The following is a 17,039-nucleotide window of genomic DNA, read 5'->3' on the forward strand; positions in this document are numbered from 1 at the left end:
GACCAATGCTAGTGCGGCTCCCTGGTCCTGTAAAGAATTCGGACCAATACCCTTTAGAATGGATCAACCATAGATGGATGAAACAGCATGGGCTCCGACATGAACCACACGCCCCTCGAATGCACGCCGCCGGCGGTCTTCGACGCGCTGCTCGGCGAGCGCTACAGCTGCCGCGGCTACCTTCCCACGCCGGTGCCGCGCGAGCTCATCGACGCGATCCTGCGCTCGGCGCAGCGCACCGCCTCGTGGTGCAACTCGCAGCCCTGGCAAGTGGCGGTGACCAGCGCGTCCGCCACCCGCCGCTTGTGCGAGGCCATGGCGACGCCCGAGGCCTCGGCCGATGCCGGCTTCGACATCGCGCCACCGGCCGAATACCGCGGCGTCTACCGCGATCGGCGCCGGGCATGCGGGTTCCAGCTCTACGACAGCGTGGGTATCGCGCATGGCGATCGCGAGGCCTCGGCGAGGCAGGCGCAGCTGAACTTCGGCTTCTTCGGCGCGCCGCACATGGCGCTGATCACCACCGAAGCCGCGCTCGGCACCTATGGCGTGCTGGATTGCGGCGCCTACGTCAGCAACTTCATGCTGGCCGCCAGGAGCCGCGGCGTGGCGAGCATCGCGCAGGCCGCCGTCGCGGCGCGCGCGAAGTTCCTGCGCCGCTGGTTCGAGATACCCGAGGACCGGCGGGTCGTGTGCGGCATCGCCTTCGGTTATGAAGACCCCGCGCACCCGGCCAACCGCTTCCGCACCCCGCGCGCCGGCCTGGATGAGGCCTGCCGCTGGGTGGAAGACTGAGGCCGCGCTTCAGAGCTTGACGCGTCCGGCGGACACCAGCTTCTGCGTCAGCGCGAGCTGCTCGGCCAGGAAGCCCGAGAGCTTCTCGGGCCCCCAGCCGGCCGGCTCGAAGCCGAGCTCCAGCAGCTTGGGCGCGACGTCGGGCAGCTTGACGATGCGCGCCATCTCGGCCGCCAGCTTGTCGATGATGGGGCGCGGCGTGCCGGCCGGCGCGAACAGCGCGCCCCAGCCCGGCATGTTGACGGCGGGAAAGCCCGCCTCCGCGAAGGTGGGCACGTCCGGATAGAGCGGGAAGCGGCTCGGGCTCGCGACGGCCAGGGGCCTGATCTTTCCCGGATAGCGCGACACCCCGCCGAGCGAGACGACGGCCGCGTCGATCTGCCCGCCCATGAGGTCTTGCAGCGCCGGCGCTTCGCCCTTGTACGGCACGTGGATCGTCTCGATGCCGGCCGCCACGTTGAGCAGTTCGCCCACGAAATTCCCGCCCGAGCCCTGGCCGTAGGAGCCGTAGGAGAGCTTGCCCGGTTTCGACCTGGCGAGTTCGACGAACTGCCCCAGCGTCTGCACGCCGAGCGACTCGCGCACGCCGATGGCGATCGGCGTCAATGCGAGCATGCTGACGGGCGCCAGTTCGGAGAGCTTGTAGGTCGGGTTGGGCTGCAGCACCAGGTTGCTCACGAGCGCGCTGTAGTTCACCAGCAAGGTGTAGCCGTCGGGCGCTGCCTTGGCCACGGTGGCGGCGGCGATGGCGCCGCTCGCGCCGGCCTTGGATTCGACAATGCTCGCATGGCCCCAGGCCTCGGTGAGCTTCTGGCCGATGACGCGCATCATGGTGTCGTGGCCCCCGCCGACCGCCGTCGGGATGATGAACTTGATGACGTTATTCGGATAGGCCGGCTGCTGCGCCCGGCCGATGCCCGGCAATGCGGCGGCGCCAAGCAATCCGAGGCCGGTGGTCAGCGTGCGGCGGCGGGATGGATTCATCGGACTGTCTCCTGATAAGAATTGTATTGGTTGAACCATACATAATATGATGTGGCTGGTCAATCGGAGCCGGCCCGACGGCGAGGCACACTATCGGCTCCGCGTCCGAAGTTCATCAACGTTCGCGTTTCCAGGAGAAAAGGAGCCATGTCGGAATCAACCCCAGTCTTCGCACCGGTGCGCATGCGTCGCGCATTCGAGGCCGTCTGCGACCAGATCCGTCAGCAGGTGGTCGACGGCGTCCTGTCCGCCGGCGACCGCCTGCCCAGCGAGCGTGAGCTCTCCGAGCAGTTCGGCGTCAGCCGCAGCGGCGTGCGCGAGGCCCTGCGCAGCCTCGAGATGGCCGGCATGGTGGAGGCGCTGACCGGGGTCAACGGCGGCTTCTATATCAAGCAGGCGCATCCCGATGGCATCACGCAGGCGGTGCGCGACATGGTGGCGCTCAACCAGGTGCCGGTGTCGGACGTCACCGAGGCGCGCATCCTGCTGACGGGCCTGGCCATCCGGCTGGCCTGCGAGCGCGCGACCGAGGCGGACTTCCTGGCGCTCGAAGCAGACATCGACCGTTTCGCCGAACTGGTCAAGCAGGGCCGGCCGGTGCGCGACAGCGCCTTGATCACCGAGTTCTATCGGCTGATCGGCAGGGCGACCCACAACGAGGTCATCGTGATGCTGATCGATGCGCTGTCGGAGATCCTGCGGGGCCTGATCGCCAGGCTCGACTCGGCGCCGCAGAGCAATGTGGTGCAGGTGCGGCGCAAGGTCCTGCGCCTCATGCGCGAGGGCGATGCGGACAAGGCGAGCGCCGCGCTCGCCAAGCACCTGAACGCGCTCAACGTGTTGCTGGAGGCGATGGACGCGAGGAAGGCGGCGCGCTGAGCGACGCGCCGGTGCCGGTTCAGCGCGGCAAGCCCAGGCCGCGCGGCCCATTTCCTCCAGCACGATGACGGCCTCGCGCAGGCCGCCTTCGCTCGGGTCCGTGCCCAGCGATGCCAGCCCCTGATGGGCCAGCTGGCCCCACACCCCCTGAATGCGACCAGGGTCGGCAGCCCATTCCGGCCTTTTCCGCCGGCCAGTGCCTGGCGAAGAAGCGGCGGACCGAGTCGCGCAGCATGGCTCGCTCTTCGTCGCTCGGGAGGTTCTGTTGCGTCATCTGTTTTCCTGCTTGCGGATTCAATGGTCGAACCAGTCTAGAAAAGTCTGAATGCGAGCGACATGGGAAAGATGGGCGCCATCTATCATTGGCTCAAAGGTCGAACATTTTTTTCTCCGCGAGGTGACCCCCATGAATGCCAAAGTTTCACAAGATGTGCGGGCCGACGCGCCGCCCGCGTCGCCCGCGAAGTTCCAGGCCATCCGCTCGGCCCGCGCGTTCGAGGAGATTGCCCAGCAGATCCGTGCCGAGCTGGCCCAGGGACGGCTCAAGGTCGGCACCCGCCTGCCTTCGGAGCGCGCGCTCTCCGAGCAATTCGGCGTGTCGCGCAACACCTTGCGCGAGGCCTTGCGTTCGCTGGAGCACGCCGGGCTGATCCGGCTGCAGAAGGGCGCCAGCGGCGGCGCCTTCATCAGCGGGCGCAGCGGCGACGCCATCGCCACCGGCCTGATGGACATGTACCACATGGGCGCCATACAGCCGGAGCACCTGACCGAGGCGCGCATCTGGCTCGAGTCCATCCTCGTGCGGGAAGCCTGCGCACGCGCCACGCCGGCCGACATCGAGGCATTGAACAGGAACATCGAGGCTGCCGAGGAGGCCACGCGCAAGGGCGACTTTCCCGAGCGCGCCGCCACCAACCTCGAGTTTCATCGCATCCTCGCGCGCATGACCGGCAACCCGATCATGGTGATCGTGATGAACGGCGTGCTCAACGTGTTGGCCGAGTTCATCGGCCAGATCGGGCACTACGAGAACGCCTATGTACTGCCTTCCCGCCGGCGTTTCGTGAAGCACATCGCCGCCAAGGACGCGGATGCGGCCGTGGCGGAGATGGAGTCGATCCTCAAGCGGCTCCAGCGCAGCTATCTGTCGAAGGTCGAGAGCAAGGAAAAGCCCGCGGCCAAGCCGGCCGTGAAAGCGGCGACAAGACCGGCGGCGAAGGCGGCCGTCAAGGCCGCGCGCTGAACACGCAGCGGCGAACCCGCCCGCCGCCCAGCCCCTGACCGCCCGCCGCAAGGCGCGCGGTCTTTTTATTGCGCGCCGCGGGGGCGAACCCTGCTTGACAGCTTCAGGGTCGGCTCCTACCATTTTGCAATGGTTGAACCAAAAATGAAGCAAACAACGAAAGACGACGACAAGCCGTCGACCGGCGAACTCCTCGCCGTGCTGCTGGCCCGCGACTTCGAGGATGGCGAGAAGGTCATCATCGGGACCAACTCCGACATCCAGCTCGCCGCCTGCAACCTCGCCCGCCAGATGCAGGCGCCGCGGCTGTGGTGGATCTCGGGGCCGGGCGGCATGGTCAACCCCGTGCGCGACCACCTGCTGTCGACCGCCGACTCGGAGAACATCGAGTCGTCCGAGGCCTGGATGGATCTTCCAAACATGATCGACTTCATCGACTGGAAGATCCACTTCTTCGACTTCGCGATTCTTTCCGCCCTCCAGGTCGATCGCTTCGGCAACATCAACACGGTGGTGGTGGGCGACCATGCCAAGCCCAGGGTGCGCGGACCAGGGACGGTGGGCATCAGTGCCCTGTGCGGATTGGCCAGGCGCTTCTACGTGGCTCTGACGCGCCATGACAGGAGCGCCTTCGTGCCGCGCGTCGATTTCCTCTGCGGCGCCGGTCACATGGAAGGCGGCAACTCCCGCGTGGAGGCCGGCCTGCCGGCGGGCGGCCCCAGGCTCGTGGTCTCGCCCCTGGGCGTCTTCGACTTCGAGCCGACCACCAAGGAGATGCGGGTGCGCTCCGTCCATCCCGGCGTCACGCTGGACCAGATCCAGTCGGCCACGGGTTTCGAAATGCGCGTCGACGGCACGCCGCCCACCACCGCGATGCCGACGGCTCAAGAGCTGCGCCTTCTGCGCACCCGCGTCGACACCCGCGCGACGCTGCGCCGCAAGTTTCCCTGACCCATCCCCATTCCCATGAGCAAAAGCAAACTGATCTCCCTCGATGAGGCCGTGGCCGTCGTCAAGGATGGCGACAAGGTCGGCCTGGGCGGCTGGATCTTCAACGCGCAGCCGATGGCGCTCGTGCGCGCGCTGATCCGCAAGGGCGTGCGCGAGCTCGACCTGATCCCCGCGCCTGGTTCCATCGCGCCCGACATGCTGATCGGCGCCGGTTGTGCGCGCAGCACCGCCTGCGTGTTCATCAGCTTCGAGCAGTTCGGCCTCGCGCCGCACTTCCGCCGGCAAGCGGAGGCGGGCATGCTGAAGGTCTATGAGCTCGACGGTCCCGGCATTGCCGGTGGCCTGCGCGCCGGCATCTGCGACATGCCCTGGACGGCGATTCCCGACCTCGGCACCGACCTGCCGCGCCACACGCCCGAACACTACTGGCCGCTCCCGTCCAGGCCGGGCGAGCGCAAGATGCTGGCCGCGGCGGCCATCAAGCCCGACGTCTGCCTTCTCCATGCACAGCAGGCCGACGAGCACGGCAACGTGCAGTACCTCGCCACGCCCTTCTTCGATGCGATGCTCGCGCAGGCGTCGCGGCACGTGATCGTTTCGGTGGATCGCATCGTGTCGTCCGACACCATCCGCCGCTCCAACCACCTGACCAAGCTGCCGAGCGTGATGGTGGATGCGGTGGTGGAGGCGCCTTACGGTGCGCACCCGACATCCTCGCCCTCGCTCTACCGCGCCGACGAGCGCCATCTGAAGGAATACGTCAAGGCCAGCGCGAGCGAGGAAGCCTTCGCCGCCTACCTCAAGCGCTACGCCGGCGACGCGGCCGCGCATGCCGACTATCTCGACGCGCTGGGCGGCGCCCGGCTGGCCGGGCTCGCGGTGTCCGAGACGAATCTTTTTTGAAGGCCACCCGATGAGCGACAGCAACGCCGCGAAGCCCGGAATCCTCGACGGCGTTCGCGTCCTCGACTTCACCGCCATGATGTCGGGGCCCTACTGCACCCGGCTCATGGCCGACCTCGGCGCCGAGGTCATCAAGGTCGAGCCGCCGGAGGGCGACTACATCCGCCTGCGGGCGCCGCAGCGCGAAGGCCGAAGCACCTATTTCGCGCAGCTCAACGCCGGCAAGAAGAGCCTGGCGCTCGACCTCAAGAAGCCCGAGGCGATCGCGCTGATCCGCGAGATGGTGGCGAAGAGCGACGTGGTGGTCGAGAACTACCGGCCCGGCGTGATGAAACGGCTGGGCCTGGACTACGCATCGCTCTCGGCCCTGAACCCGAAGCTGGTGTATTGCTCCATCTCCGGTTTCGGCCAGGACGGGGCGTGGGCCGGCCGCAGCGCCTACGCGCCGGTGCTGCACGCGGCGAGCGGCTACGACATGGCCAATCTCGACTACCAGGAAGGCGACGTCGAGCGGCCGCTCAAGAACGGCATCTTCGTGGCCGACGTGCTGGGCGGTTCGCTCGCCTTCGGCGCCATCCAGAGCGCGCTGTTGCGCGCCGAGCGAACGGGGGAGGGGGACCACGTCGATCTGTCGCTCATGGACGCGATGCTCGGCATGCTGGTCTATGAATGCCAGGAGGCTCAGTTTCCCGCCGCGCGGCGCCGCCCGCTCTACCGGCCGACGAAGGCGATGGACGGCTTCCTGCTGATCGCGCCGGTGAGCCAGAACAATTTCGAGGCGCTCGCGCGCGGCGTCGGGCATCCCGAGTGGATCACCGACCTGCGCTTCGCGGCCAATGCGGAGCGCGAGCACCACTGGGGCGAGCTGATGCAACTGCTCGACGACTGGGCCGGGACCCGGACGGCCGCCGAGTGCGAGGCGGCGATGAACGCCGCCGGCGTGCCGTGCTCGCGCTACTTCACCGTGCGCGAGGCCATGAAGCTGCCGCCGCTGGTCGAGCGCCAGGTCTTCCAGACGATCGACGACGGCTCGGGCGCCTTCCAGGTGCCGAATCCCGCGTTCCGCTTTGCCCGCACGGCCGCGCATGCGCGCGACAGCGTGCCGGCGCTGGGCGCGGACGGTCCGGCCTTGCTGCGCAGCCTGCTGCACTGGAGCGAAGAGAGGATCGCCGCATTGAGAGAGAGCCGCACGCTGCACGTTCGCGGCTGAGCCGGGTGTTCATCCATAAAGAAGGAGACGAGACATGAAGAGCAAGTTCAAGCGCCTGTCCGCGGCGTTCTGGGCCGCGCTGCTGGCCGCCGGCGCGATGATGCTGCCGCAGGCCGGCATCGCGCAATCGAACTTTCCCAACCGGCCGATCACGATCGTCGTGCCGTATCCGCCGGGCGGCACGACCGACGTGCTGGCGCGCGTGCTGCAGGAGCCCTTGCAGCGCCTCCTCAAGCAGCCCGTGATCATCGACAACAAGGCCGGGGCCTCGGCCGTGCTGGGCACGAAGTTCGTCGCCAAGGCGCCCGCCGACGGCTACACCCTGCTCTTTCCCAACAACGGCCTGGTGATCTCGCCGCAGGTCTCGAAGGACGCCAACTACGAGCCGCTCAAGGACTTCGCGCCCATCTCCCTGGTCTCGCTCCAGCCGATGGTGCTGGTGGTCAATCCGGCTGTGCCGGCGAAGACGGTGCGGGAGTTCATCGACTACGCCAAGGCCAACCCGGGCAAGCTCGATTTCGCGACCGCGGGGTCGGCATCCTTCGGCCACCTGGCCACCGAGCTTTTCAGCCGCAAGGCCGGCATCGAGATGGTCCACATTCCCTACAAGGGCCAGGCGCCGACCACGCAAGCGATCCTGACCGGCGAATCGAAGGTCCTGCTGAGCACGAGCTCGTCGCAGATGAATGCGTTCATCAAGGAAGGCAAGGTGCGCCTGCTCGGCGTGTCGTCGCTGGAGCCCTCGCCGCTGGCCCCGGGCGCGCCACCGATCGCCGACACCGTTGCGGGCTTCAATCCCGAAGTGTGGTTCGGCCTCTTCGCGCCCGCCGGCACGCCGCGCGATGCCGTGATGAAGCTCAACGAGGCCATCGCCAAGGCGCTGGCGCTGCCCGAGGTGAAGGAGAAGTTCGAGACCGCCGGCGCCGCGGCGACCGCCAGCACGCCGGAACAGCTGGGCAGCCGGATCGCCGAAGAGTGGGCCACGTGGACCCGCGTGATCCGCGAGGCGAACATCAAGACCGATTAGCCGCGTTCTTCCTGCGGCTCTTCCTCAGGCGCTCGGTGTGAACATCGGGACCAGGAAGCCGCCTTCGGCCGGCTTGAAAGTCAGTCTCACCCGGTCGCCGATGCGCAGCGCATCGAGATCGCAATCGACGATGTTGGTGAGCATCGTCACGCCTTCGTCGAGCGCGACATAGGCGATCGCATAGGGAACGGGCCCCGCGCGGCGCGTCACGCTCACGCTGTAGATCGAGCCCAGGCCCGAAGCGTCCACCCATTCGGTATCGCCGAGGCAATACGGGCACAGCGCCCGCGGATACCAATGCGGCTTGACGCAGGCGGTGCAGCGCTTGATGCGCAGGATGCCTTCCCTGGCGGCGTTCCAGTAAGGCTCGGTGGCCGCGTCGACGATCGGTGCGCCCAGCGGGCGCTCCTGGTATGGGGTGCTCATGTCAGTTTCTCTCCAGAATTAGCGTTGCGCTTCCATGGCGCGAGCCGAGGAGGCCGCCCATGCCTTGGGCGAGCGCGAGTGCGCAGTTGGGAACCTGGACCTTGGGATGGGCTTCGCCGCGCAACTGGCGCACCGCCTCGATCACCTTGGTGATGCCGCCGCGGTTGGCCGGGTGGTTGTTGCACAGCCCGCCGCCGTCGGTGTTGAAAGGCAGCTTGCCGACGCCGGAGATCAGGTTGCCGTCCGAAACGAAACGCCCGCCTTCTCCCTTCCCGCAGAAACCCAGGTCCTCCAGCTGCATCAGCACCGTGATCGTGAAGCTGTCGTAGATCGAGGCGTACTGGATGTCGCCCGGCTGGACGCCGGCTTCCGCGAATGCGATGGGACCCGAAACGGCGGCGCCCGAATAGCTCAGGTCGACCTGGCCGTTGGCCTGGCCCTTGACCGTTTCGCCCGCTCCCAGGACATGGATGAGCGGCCGCTTGAGCGCGCGGGCGATCTCGGGTCGCACCACCAGCAGGGCGCCGCCCCCGTCGCTGACCACGCAGCAGTCGAGCTTGTGCAGCGGGTCGGAGATCATCGGCGACGCGAGCACCTCCTCTACCGTGACCGGCTCGCGCAGCATCGCATTGGGGTTGTGCTGCGCATGCGCGGCGGCCGCGACCTTGATCCATGCGAGCTGCTCGCTCGTGGTGCCGAATTCGTGCATGTGGCGCGCCGCGGCGAGCGCATACATGTTCACCGTGACCGGCGCATAGGGCATCTCCCATGGCACGTCGGGCGTGGCCGCGGTCACGTTGCGCGGGCCGACGCCCACGGTGCTGGCCTCGCTGCGCGGCCGGCCCGCCAGGGTGATCAGCGCGACGTTGCACTTGCCCGCCGCGATCGCCTGGGCGGCGTGCGACACCTGGATCAGGTAGGCCGAGCCCCCGGTGTCGGTGGTGTCGACGTGGCGCACCTTCAGGCCGAGGTAGTCGACCATGCTCAGGGGCCCGAGGCCCGGCGCGTCGCCCGCGCAGAAGTAGCCGTCGACGTCCCGCAGCGTGAGGCCGGCGTCGGCCAGCGCGCCGCGCGCGCATTCCGCATGCAGCTGGGCGACGGTCTTGTCCGGCGCCTTTCGGGTGGGGTGTTCGAAAGCGCCCGCGATGCAGGCCTGCCGCTTGATGCTCATTCAGTTGCTCCGTAATAGATCAATGGTAGAACCATGGAACTCAAGATGTCAATCGGCGCGGCGCCCTTGACGGCGCATCGAGCTCATCATTATCATTGGTTCAACCAAAACAGATTTGAATCATAACCTCGCCTTTCGATGAACCAGAAGCTCTACGCGCAGTTCGAAGGGCGTTTTCCACGAGACAACGCATGAGGCGCTCCGACAGCCGGGCCGAACAGGAAGAAGGCAAGAAATGACCCCCCATGATCTGCGCACGTGGCCGCGCGCCCTGCCACGCGAACTCGACATTCCGCCCACCAACCTGTGCGCGAACCTGCTCGTGTCGGCCATGCGCTATCCGCGGCGCCCGGTGCTGATCGACGAGCACGGCAGCCTGAGCTACGCCCAGCTGGTGGAGCAGGTGGACTGCATCGCCGCCTTTCTGCAGAACGAGCTCGGCGTGCGGCGGGGCGACCGGGTGCTGATCTGCCTGCAGAACGGCCGTGGATGGATCGCGGCCTACTACGCGATCCTGCGCATCAATGCCGTCGTCGTGCCGGTGAATCCGATGAACAAGCGCGATGAACTGCCGCACTACCTGGGCGATACCGAGGCGGTCGTCGCCTTCTGCGGCTCCGAGAACGTGGCCGAGATGCTCGCGGTGCCCGGCGCGCAACAGTTGCGCCGCGTGATCGTGGTCGGCAACCCCGGCCCGGCCGAAGCGCAGCCCGAGGCGCTGCCGCACCAGGCGCGCACGATCGGACTGCGCCGCGTGCTGGCGACGCCCTCGGGCAAGGCCGCCGCGCTGGAACATCGACCGGACGACCTGGCGCTCATCCTCTACAGCTCGGGCTCCACCGGCGCGCCGAAGGGCTGCATGCACACGCACCGCACGCTCATGGCGAGCACCGTCATCGTCGCGCACTGGATGGGGCTGGTTCCCCATTCCGTGCAGCTCGTGGCACTTCCGTACTTCCACATCACGGGCATGCAGAACCTGCTGAACGCGCCGATCTACGGCGGCGGGACGCTGGTGCTGATGAAGCGCTGGAACCGCGACCAGGCGGCGGAGCTGATCGCGCGCCACCAGGTCAGTCACTGGACCGCGATGCCGACGATGGTGATCGACTTTCTCTCCAGTCCCCGCCTGGCCGAGTACGACCTGCGCTCGGTGCGCCGCATCGGCGGCGGCGGCGCCGGCATGCCCGAAGCGGTGGGCCAGCGTCTCAAGGCCATGACCGGGCTGGACTTCCTGGAAGGCTACGGCCTCTCCGAGACCGCGCACGTTTCGGGCAATCCGCCGGAGGCCTTCAAGCGGCAGTGCCTCGGCGTGCCGCTCTTCAACTCCGACCTGCGCGTCATCGACCCCGACACGCTGGCGGAACTGCCGCCCGGTGAAGTCGGCGAGATCGTGATGGCCGGGCCGCAGATCTTCGTCGGCTACTGGCGCAACGAGGAAGCCACCCGCGCGGCCAGCGTGGAGATCGACGGCAAGCGCTTCGTTCGCAGCGGCGACCTGGGCCGGCGCGACGAGGAAGGCTATTTCTTCATCGTCGACCGGCTCAAGCGGATGGTCAACGCCTCGGGCTTCAAGGTGTGGCCCGCCGAGGTCGAGGCGATGCTGCACGAGCATCCGGCCATCGCCGAGGCCTGCGTGATCGCGTCCTTCGATGCCTATCGCGGCGAGACGGTGAAGGCGGTCGTGGTGCTGCGGGACTCGCACGGCGGCCGGGTCGGCGAGGCGGACATCATCGAGTGGGCGAAGCACAAGATGGCCGCCTACAAGTACCCGCGGCTGGTGGAATTCGTGGCCGAGCTCCCGAAGTCCGCCACCGGAAAGATCGCCTGGCGGCAGCTGCAGGAGGCCGAGCGCGCGAAGGCCCCGCGCGCGGAGGCCTGATCGGCAGGCTTCAGACGAATACCACTGGTTCAACCCCCAACTGATCGAACGGACAGCACATGCAGAATCTCGTCACCCTCGAAGGCCGCACCATCGTCGTCACCGGCGCGGGCCAGGGTATCGGCCGCGCCATTGCCGAGCTCGTCATCGAGCTCGGCGGCAACGTGGTCGCCCTCGACCTGAATCCGGACACGCTCCAGGGCGCGATGGCCGGTTTGCCCGCCGAGCGCGTGCAGCAGGTGGTCGGCAGCGTGACCGATGCGGCGCTGGCGGCCAGGGCCGTCGACGAAGCCGCGGGCCGCTTCGGCGGCGTGCATGGCCTGGTCAACAACGCCGGCATCACGCGCCCGGCCATGATCGAGAAGATGACGCCGACGCAGTGGCAGGAGGTCATCGACGTGCACCTGACCGGCACCTTCTACTGGCTCCAGGCGGTCGGCCGCCACATGGTCGCGCGCGCCAGGGACGGCGACAGGACGGGCGGGGCGATCGTCAACATCTCCTCCGATGCCGGCCGCAAGGGCTCGATCGGCCAGATCAACTACGCCGCCGCCAAGGCCGGCATGCTCGGTATCACGATGACCGCGGCGCGCGAATGGGGCAAGTACAACATCCGCACCAACTCGATCTGCTTCGGTGTCGTCGAGACGCCGATGACCGAGGTGGTGCGCGGCGAGAAATTCCGCGACGGCATGCTGGCGCAGATTCCGCTGGGCCGCTGGTCGACACCGCAGGAGGTGGTCAAGACGGTGTGCTTCCTCATGTCCGACGCGGCCTCGTACATCACGGGCCAGCATCTCGGGGTGAACGGCGGCTTCCACATCAGCCTCTGATCGGGTCTTCATGAAGACGCGCGTCACCGAGTTGCTGGGCATCCGCTATCCGATCGTCCAGGGCGGCATGCAGTGGGTCGGACGGGCCGAGATGGCGTCGGCGGTGTCGAATGCAGGCGGGCTCGGCCTCCTGACGGCGCTGACCCAGCCGACGCCCGAAGACCTGGCGCGCGAGATCGAACGCTGCCGCGACATGACGCAGCGGCCTTTCGGCGTCAACGTCACCATGCTGCGCAGCGTCAGCCCGCCGCCTTACGCGCGCATTTTCGAGGTCGTTGTCGAGAGCGGCGTGAAGATCGTCGAGACCGCCGGCAACGTGCCCGGGGATGTGATCGATCTGCTCAAGCGCAACGGTGTCGCCGTGCTGCACAAGTGCACCTCGGTGCGCCATGCGCTGGCCGCGCAGAGGCGCGGGGTCGACATCGTCAGCATCGACGGCTTCGAGTGCGCCGGCCATCCGGGCGAGGACGACGTGCCGGGGCTGGTGCTGATCCCGGCCGCGGCGCGGGCGTTGAAGATCCCGGTCATCGCCTCCGGCGGCATTGCCGACGGCCGCGGCATGGCCGCCGCCCTGGTGCTCGGCGCCGAGGGCGTGAACATGGGCACGCGCTTCGTCTGCACGCGGGAGGCGCCCGTGCATCCGGACATCAAGCAGGCGCTGGTGCAGGCCAGCGAGCGCGACACACGCCTGGTGTTCCGCACGATGGGCAACACGGCGCGCGTGTTCGCCAACGCCATTGCCGAAGAAGTGATCGCGACGGAGCGCAGGCCCGGTGGCTGCAGCTTCGATGACATCAGGGCGCTGGTGTCCGGCGCGCGCGGCAGGGCCGCTCTCGAGTCGGGCAAGGTGCATGACGGTCCGGTCTGGGCCGGGCAGGTCATCGGCCTGATCGACGACGTGCCGAGCTGCGCGGAGCTGCTCGAGCGCATGGTCGCCGAGTGCCGGCAACAGCTGGCGCGCGCCACCGCCTTTCTCTAGGACCCGACATGTACATGCCCGCCGACAGCAAGCTGCGCCTCGACCCGCGCGACGAATACACCCACGCGCCCGAAGCTGCCTCGAACTACAACGAGAGCATGTACTTCAACGCCTTCGACAGCGCGCGCGGCATCGGGGCCTGGATGCGGCTGGGGAACCGCCCCAACGAGGGCTACGCGGAGATGACATGCTGCGTCTACCTGCCTGACGGCCGCGTCGGCTTCATGTACGGCCGCCCGAAGATCGGCCACAACGAGGCCATGGACGCCGGCGGCATGCGCTTCGAGGTGGTCGAGCCCTTCAAGCGCATGCGCGTGGTCTACGAGGGCGAGCTGCTGCTGATGGACGACCCCCTCGCCATGGCCGAGCCGAGCCGCGCGTTCAAGCGCTATCCCAAGCGGCCGGCCTCGATCGAGCTCGACTACGAAGGCATCTCGCCGATGCACGGCGGCGAGATCGTCGCGCTGGACGGCAGCCGACTCGAGGTCGATCCCGAGCACGCCGTCTACCGTGGACATACCGAGCAGAACATGGCGGTGCGCGGCCACATCGCGATCGACGGCCAGCGGCATCCAATCGAGGGCTTCGGCTATCGCGACAAATCCTGGGGGCCCCGGCACTGGCACAGCTTCTATTGGTACAAGTGGCTGCCGGTCACCTTCGACCGCGGCTTCGGCGTGCTGCTGTCGGTGAAGGGCCGCAAGGGCCAGTCGAACAACGTCAGCGGCAACGTGCTGCGCGACGGCCGATACGAGCCGGTGATCGGCGGGCACATCGACACCGTCTATGACGAGCGCTACTACCCCGTGAGCTTCACGGCGCACGTGCGCACGGCCGAACGCGCCTACACCATGACGGGCAAGGTCGGCGCGCTGGTGCCATTGCGCCACAGGAGCACGGGCGGCGATACGGATTCGTACACGCGCATCACCGAAGGCATCACCGCATACAGCTGCGAGGGGCGCACGGTGCTCGGCATGTCGGAGTACTGCGATGCGATGGTCAAGGGGATACCGATCTCCCTGCTGGAGGAGCCTGTGCGATGAAGACCCTGGACTACCGTGTCGAGGACGGCGTCGCGACGCTGACGCTCAACCGCCCCGAATCGAAGAATGCGCTGGATCCCGTCATGGCCGACGAGCTCGGCGAGCTGCTGGCCTCGATCCGCGCCGACGATGCGGTGCGCGTGCTGGTCGTCACCGGTGCCGGCGGCGCGTTCTGCGCCGGCGGCGACGTCAAGGCCATGGGGCAGGGCGGCCCGCGCACCCCCGAACAGCGACGCGCCGGCATGGCGCGCTACGCGCGCATCTGCACCGAGCTGATGGCGCTGGACCGGCCCGTCATCGCCGCCGTCGACGGCGTGGCCTTCGGCGCCGGCTTCAGCATCGCCCTGATGTGCGACATCGTGCTGCTGAGCGAGCGTGCCCGGCTGTGCATGGTGTTCCAGCGCATCGGGCTGATCCCCGACATGGGGGCCTTTTATACGTTGCCGCGCGTGGTGGGCCTGCAGCGCGCGAAGGAGCTGATCTTCTCGGCGCGCGAGATCGATGCGGCCGAGGCGAAGCGCCTGGGCATCGCGATGGAAGTCCTGCCGGCGGGCGAGCTGATGGCGCGCGCCCTGGCCATCGCGCGCAGCTTCGCGGGCGCATCGCCGGTGGCGATGAGCATCTCGAAACGCGCGCTGCAGAGCGCGCTCGCGAGCGATCTGCCAACGCTGCTGGAGATCGAATCCGCGGGACAGGCCCTGGCCTCGAACAGCGACTACGCAAAGGAAGCGGTGCGCCGCTTCGCCGCCCGCGAACCGGCGCAGTTCCGCTGGCCATCGGCCTCGTCCGACTGACTCCGGCCGGGACAACAAGAAGGAAAGCAAGATGCTCGATTACCGAAAGACACGCGACTGGCAGTCCGGCGAGGTGCGCCATACCTACACCGCGAAGGACACCATGCTCTACGCACTCGGCCTTGGCCTGGGTGCCGACCCGCTCGACGAGAGACAGTTGCGATTCGTCTACGAGAAGGCGCTGGTTGCGCTGCCCACCATGGCCGCCGTGCTGGCGTCCCCCGGCTTCTGGATGCGCGAGCGCGTGGAGCTCGGCATCGATTTCATGAAGCTGGTGCACGGCGAACAGGCGCTGCGCCTGCATGCGCCGCTGCCTCCCTCCGGCACGGTGATCGGGCGCACGCGTGTCACGCGCATCGTCGACAAGGGCGAAGGCAAGGGGGCGGTGCTGCACGTCGAGAAGGAGATCGCCGACGAGGGGCAGCGGCCGCTGGCCACGGTGGAGAGCGTGTACTTCCTGCGCGGCGACGGCGGCTTCTCGAAGGCGCAGGGGCAGGGCGACGAGGCCGCGCCCCCCGCGCCGGCGATGCCGGAATCGGCGCCCGAGCTGACGCTCGATCTGCCGACGCGAGCCGACCAGGCCTTGCTGTACCGCCTGTCGGGCGACATCAATCCGCTGCACGTGGAACCCGCGTTCGCGGCCAGGGCGGGCTTCCCGCGCCCGATCCTGCATGGCCTGGCGACCTGGGGCATCGCCGGGCGCGGGCTGATCGCGGCCTGCGCCGACTTCGACCCGGCACGGCTGGCGGCCATGCGTGCGCGTCTTTCGGCGCCGGTCTATCCTGGCGAGACGATCCGGCTCGAAGGCTGGCGAGAGGGCAGCGAGATCGCCTTCCGCGCGCGCGCAGTGGAGCGTGACGTGCTGGTGCTGACCAACGGCCGCGCCGAGATCCGATGAGGGCGTGGCGGGTCGAGGAGATCGGCGATCCCGGCCGGATGCGCTTGGCCGAGGTGCCGATGCCAGTGCCGGCGGCAGATCAGTACCTCGTGAAGGTCGAGGCCGCCGGGCTCAACTTCCTCGACACCCTCGCCGTCAAGGGCCGGTACCAGGCCCAGTCGGCGCTTCCCTTCACGCCGGGCATCGAGGTCGTCGGCACCATCGTCGGCGGGCAGGGCGCCGCCGGCCTGCGGGCGGGGACTCGCGTCGCATCCGCCACGCCGCCCGGACGATTCGGCGGCTTCGCCGAATACGCGCTGGTGCCGCGCGCCGAGGCCGTGGCGGTGGCGCCGGACGTGCCGCCGGGGGCCGCGATGGCCTTGCGCGGCAACTATCCGACTTCGCTCTACGCGTTGCGCCATGCCGGCCGGCTCGCGGCCGGCGAGACCCTGCTGGTGCACGCGGGCGCCGGCGGTGTCGGCAGCGCCGCCGTGCAGCTCGGCAGGCAAATGGGCGCCCGCGTGATCGCGACGGCCGGCAGCGCCGCCAAGCTCGACGCCTGCCGCGCGCTAGGCGCGCATGAAGCGATCGACTACACCGACGCGACATGGGTCCACGCGCTGCGCGAGCTTGCGCCTCGCGGCGTCGATGTGGCGTTCGACCCTGTCGGCGGCGAGATCGGCGCACAGAGCGCGCGATGCCTGGCCTTCGGCGCGCGCCTGCTCGTCATCGGCTTCGCGAGCGGCAGCTTGACGCAGTTGCCGGCCAACCGCCTGCTGCTCGCCAACGCATCGGCGATCGGCGTGCTGTTGGGGGGAGGTGCGCAAGCGCGAACCCGGGCTCGCGGCGCAAACGGCCGGGGATATCCAGGCCTGGTACCGCGAAGGCCGCCTGCGGCCGCTCGACGCCTCGGCCTTCGACTTCGAGGCCGCGCCAGCCGCGCTCGAGGCGCTGGAACGCCGGTGGACATCGGGCAAGGCGATCCTGATCCTCTCGCGCTGAGTTGACACTCTTCCGCCGGAGTGTACCATTGGCAATG

17 protein-coding genes are annotated in these 17,039 nt (G+C 68.3%); 14 read left to right on the plus strand and 3 right to left on the minus strand.

The genetic code is table 11. The annotated features are described in order from the left end of the window. The first annotated feature begins 99 nt into the window (after window positions 1–99). Window positions 100–795 (plus strand): nitroreductase, encoded by a 696-nt coding sequence (locus AC1DNF_RS01150; RefSeq protein WP_478146682.1) that lies wholly within the window; start codon window positions 100–102, stop codon window positions 793–795. A 9-nt stretch (window positions 796–804) separates the two neighbouring features. Here the strand turns inward: AC1DNF_RS01150 and AC1DNF_RS01155 are convergent, their stop codons facing one another. Then, window positions 805–1,779 (minus strand): Bug family tripartite tricarboxylate transporter substrate binding protein, encoded by a 975-nt coding sequence (locus AC1DNF_RS01155; protein ID WP_478146683.1) that lies wholly within the window; start codon window positions 1,777–1,779, stop codon window positions 805–807. Between the two features lie 147 nt (window positions 1,780–1,926). Here AC1DNF_RS01155 and AC1DNF_RS01160 point away from each other — a divergent pair, with 147 nt between their 5' ends. The 6 genes from AC1DNF_RS01160 (at window position 1,927) to AC1DNF_RS01185 (ending at window position 7,992) form a co-directional block, all read left to right on the plus strand. Continuing rightward, complete coding sequence (locus AC1DNF_RS01160; RefSeq protein WP_478146684.1) at window positions 1,927–2,658, plus strand: FadR/GntR family transcriptional regulator; 732 nt, start codon at window positions 1,927–1,929, stop codon at window positions 2,656–2,658. A 406-nt stretch (window positions 2,659–3,064) separates the two neighbouring features. Further along, entirely contained in the window at window positions 3,065–3,901 is an 837-nt protein-coding gene (locus AC1DNF_RS01165) for a FadR/GntR family transcriptional regulator (protein ID WP_478146685.1), read from the plus strand. Window positions 3,902–4,045: 144 nt separating this feature from the next. After that, entirely contained in the window at window positions 4,046–4,852 is an 807-nt protein-coding gene (locus tag AC1DNF_RS01170) for a CoA-transferase subunit beta (RefSeq protein ID WP_478146686.1), read from the plus strand. Window positions 4,853–4,867: 15 nt separating this feature from the next. Further along, window positions 4,868–5,755: a CoA transferase subunit A gene (locus AC1DNF_RS01175; protein ID WP_478146687.1), complete on the plus strand. Its 888-nt coding sequence runs from the start codon at window positions 4,868–4,870 to the stop codon at window positions 5,753–5,755. A gap of 10 nt (window positions 5,756–5,765) precedes the next feature. Further along, window positions 5,766–6,965, plus strand: a complete 1,200-nt coding sequence (locus tag AC1DNF_RS01180) for a CaiB/BaiF CoA transferase family protein (RefSeq protein ID WP_478146688.1) — start codon at window positions 5,766–5,768, stop codon at window positions 6,963–6,965. Between the two features lie 34 nt (window positions 6,966–6,999). Beyond that, window positions 7,000–7,992: a Bug family tripartite tricarboxylate transporter substrate binding protein gene (locus tag AC1DNF_RS01185; protein WP_478146689.1), complete on the plus strand. Its 993-nt coding sequence runs from the start codon at window positions 7,000–7,002 to the stop codon at window positions 7,990–7,992. A 24-nt stretch (window positions 7,993–8,016) separates the two neighbouring features. Here AC1DNF_RS01185 and AC1DNF_RS01190 read toward each other — a convergent pair whose 3' ends face one another. Beyond that, entirely contained in the window at window positions 8,017–8,418 is a 402-nt protein-coding gene (locus AC1DNF_RS01190; protein WP_478146690.1) for a Zn-ribbon domain-containing OB-fold protein, read from the minus strand. A gap of 1 nt (window position 8,419) precedes the next feature. Further along, complete coding sequence (locus AC1DNF_RS01195; protein ID WP_478146691.1) at window positions 8,420–9,589, minus strand: thiolase domain-containing protein; 1,170 nt, start codon at window positions 9,587–9,589, stop codon at window positions 8,420–8,422. Between the two features lie 235 nt (window positions 9,590–9,824). Here AC1DNF_RS01195 and AC1DNF_RS01200 point away from each other — a divergent pair, with 235 nt between their 5' ends. Genes AC1DNF_RS01200 through AC1DNF_RS01230 form a run of 7 tightly spaced genes read left to right on the plus strand, consistent with a single transcriptional unit; the run spans window position 9,825 to window position 17,007 of the window. Continuing rightward, window positions 9,825–11,471 (plus strand): long-chain-fatty-acid--CoA ligase, encoded by a 1,647-nt coding sequence (locus AC1DNF_RS01200; RefSeq protein WP_478146692.1) that lies wholly within the window; start codon window positions 9,825–9,827, stop codon window positions 11,469–11,471. Window positions 11,472–11,530: 59 nt separating this feature from the next. Then, window positions 11,531–12,304 carry an SDR family NAD(P)-dependent oxidoreductase gene (locus AC1DNF_RS01205; protein ID WP_478146693.1) on the plus strand — a complete coding sequence of 258 codons (774 nt, stop codon included), beginning with the start codon at window positions 11,531–11,533 and terminating at the stop codon, window positions 12,302–12,304. A gap of 10 nt (window positions 12,305–12,314) precedes the next feature. Continuing rightward, window positions 12,315–13,283, plus strand: a complete 969-nt coding sequence (locus AC1DNF_RS01210) for an NAD(P)H-dependent flavin oxidoreductase (RefSeq protein ID WP_478146694.1) — start codon at window positions 12,315–12,317, stop codon at window positions 13,281–13,283. A gap of 8 nt (window positions 13,284–13,291) precedes the next feature. Further along, window positions 13,292–14,329 (plus strand): DUF7064 domain-containing protein, encoded by a 1,038-nt coding sequence (locus AC1DNF_RS01215; protein WP_478146695.1) that lies wholly within the window; start codon window positions 13,292–13,294, stop codon window positions 14,327–14,329. Further along, entirely contained in the window at window positions 14,326–15,123 is a 798-nt protein-coding gene (locus AC1DNF_RS01220; protein ID WP_478146696.1) for an enoyl-CoA hydratase/isomerase family protein, read from the plus strand. The genes AC1DNF_RS01215 and AC1DNF_RS01220 overlap by 4 nt, the downstream gene beginning before the upstream one ends. Before the next feature lie 31 nt (window positions 15,124–15,154). Beyond that, on the plus strand, window positions 15,155–16,021 hold the full coding sequence (locus AC1DNF_RS01225) for a MaoC/PaaZ C-terminal domain-containing protein (protein ID WP_478146697.1): 867 nt from the start codon (window positions 15,155–15,157) through the stop codon (window positions 16,019–16,021). Then, the gene (locus AC1DNF_RS01230) at window positions 16,018–17,007 is read left to right on the plus strand and encodes an NADPH:quinone oxidoreductase family protein (protein WP_478146698.1); all 990 of its coding nucleotides are present in this window, start codon (window positions 16,018–16,020) and stop codon (window positions 17,005–17,007) included. The genes AC1DNF_RS01225 and AC1DNF_RS01230 overlap by 4 nt, the downstream gene beginning before the upstream one ends. The last annotated feature ends 32 nt before the right edge of the window (window positions 17,008–17,039 follow it).

The sequence above is a fragment of the Variovorax sp. 01T432 genome (assembly GCF_056398605.1).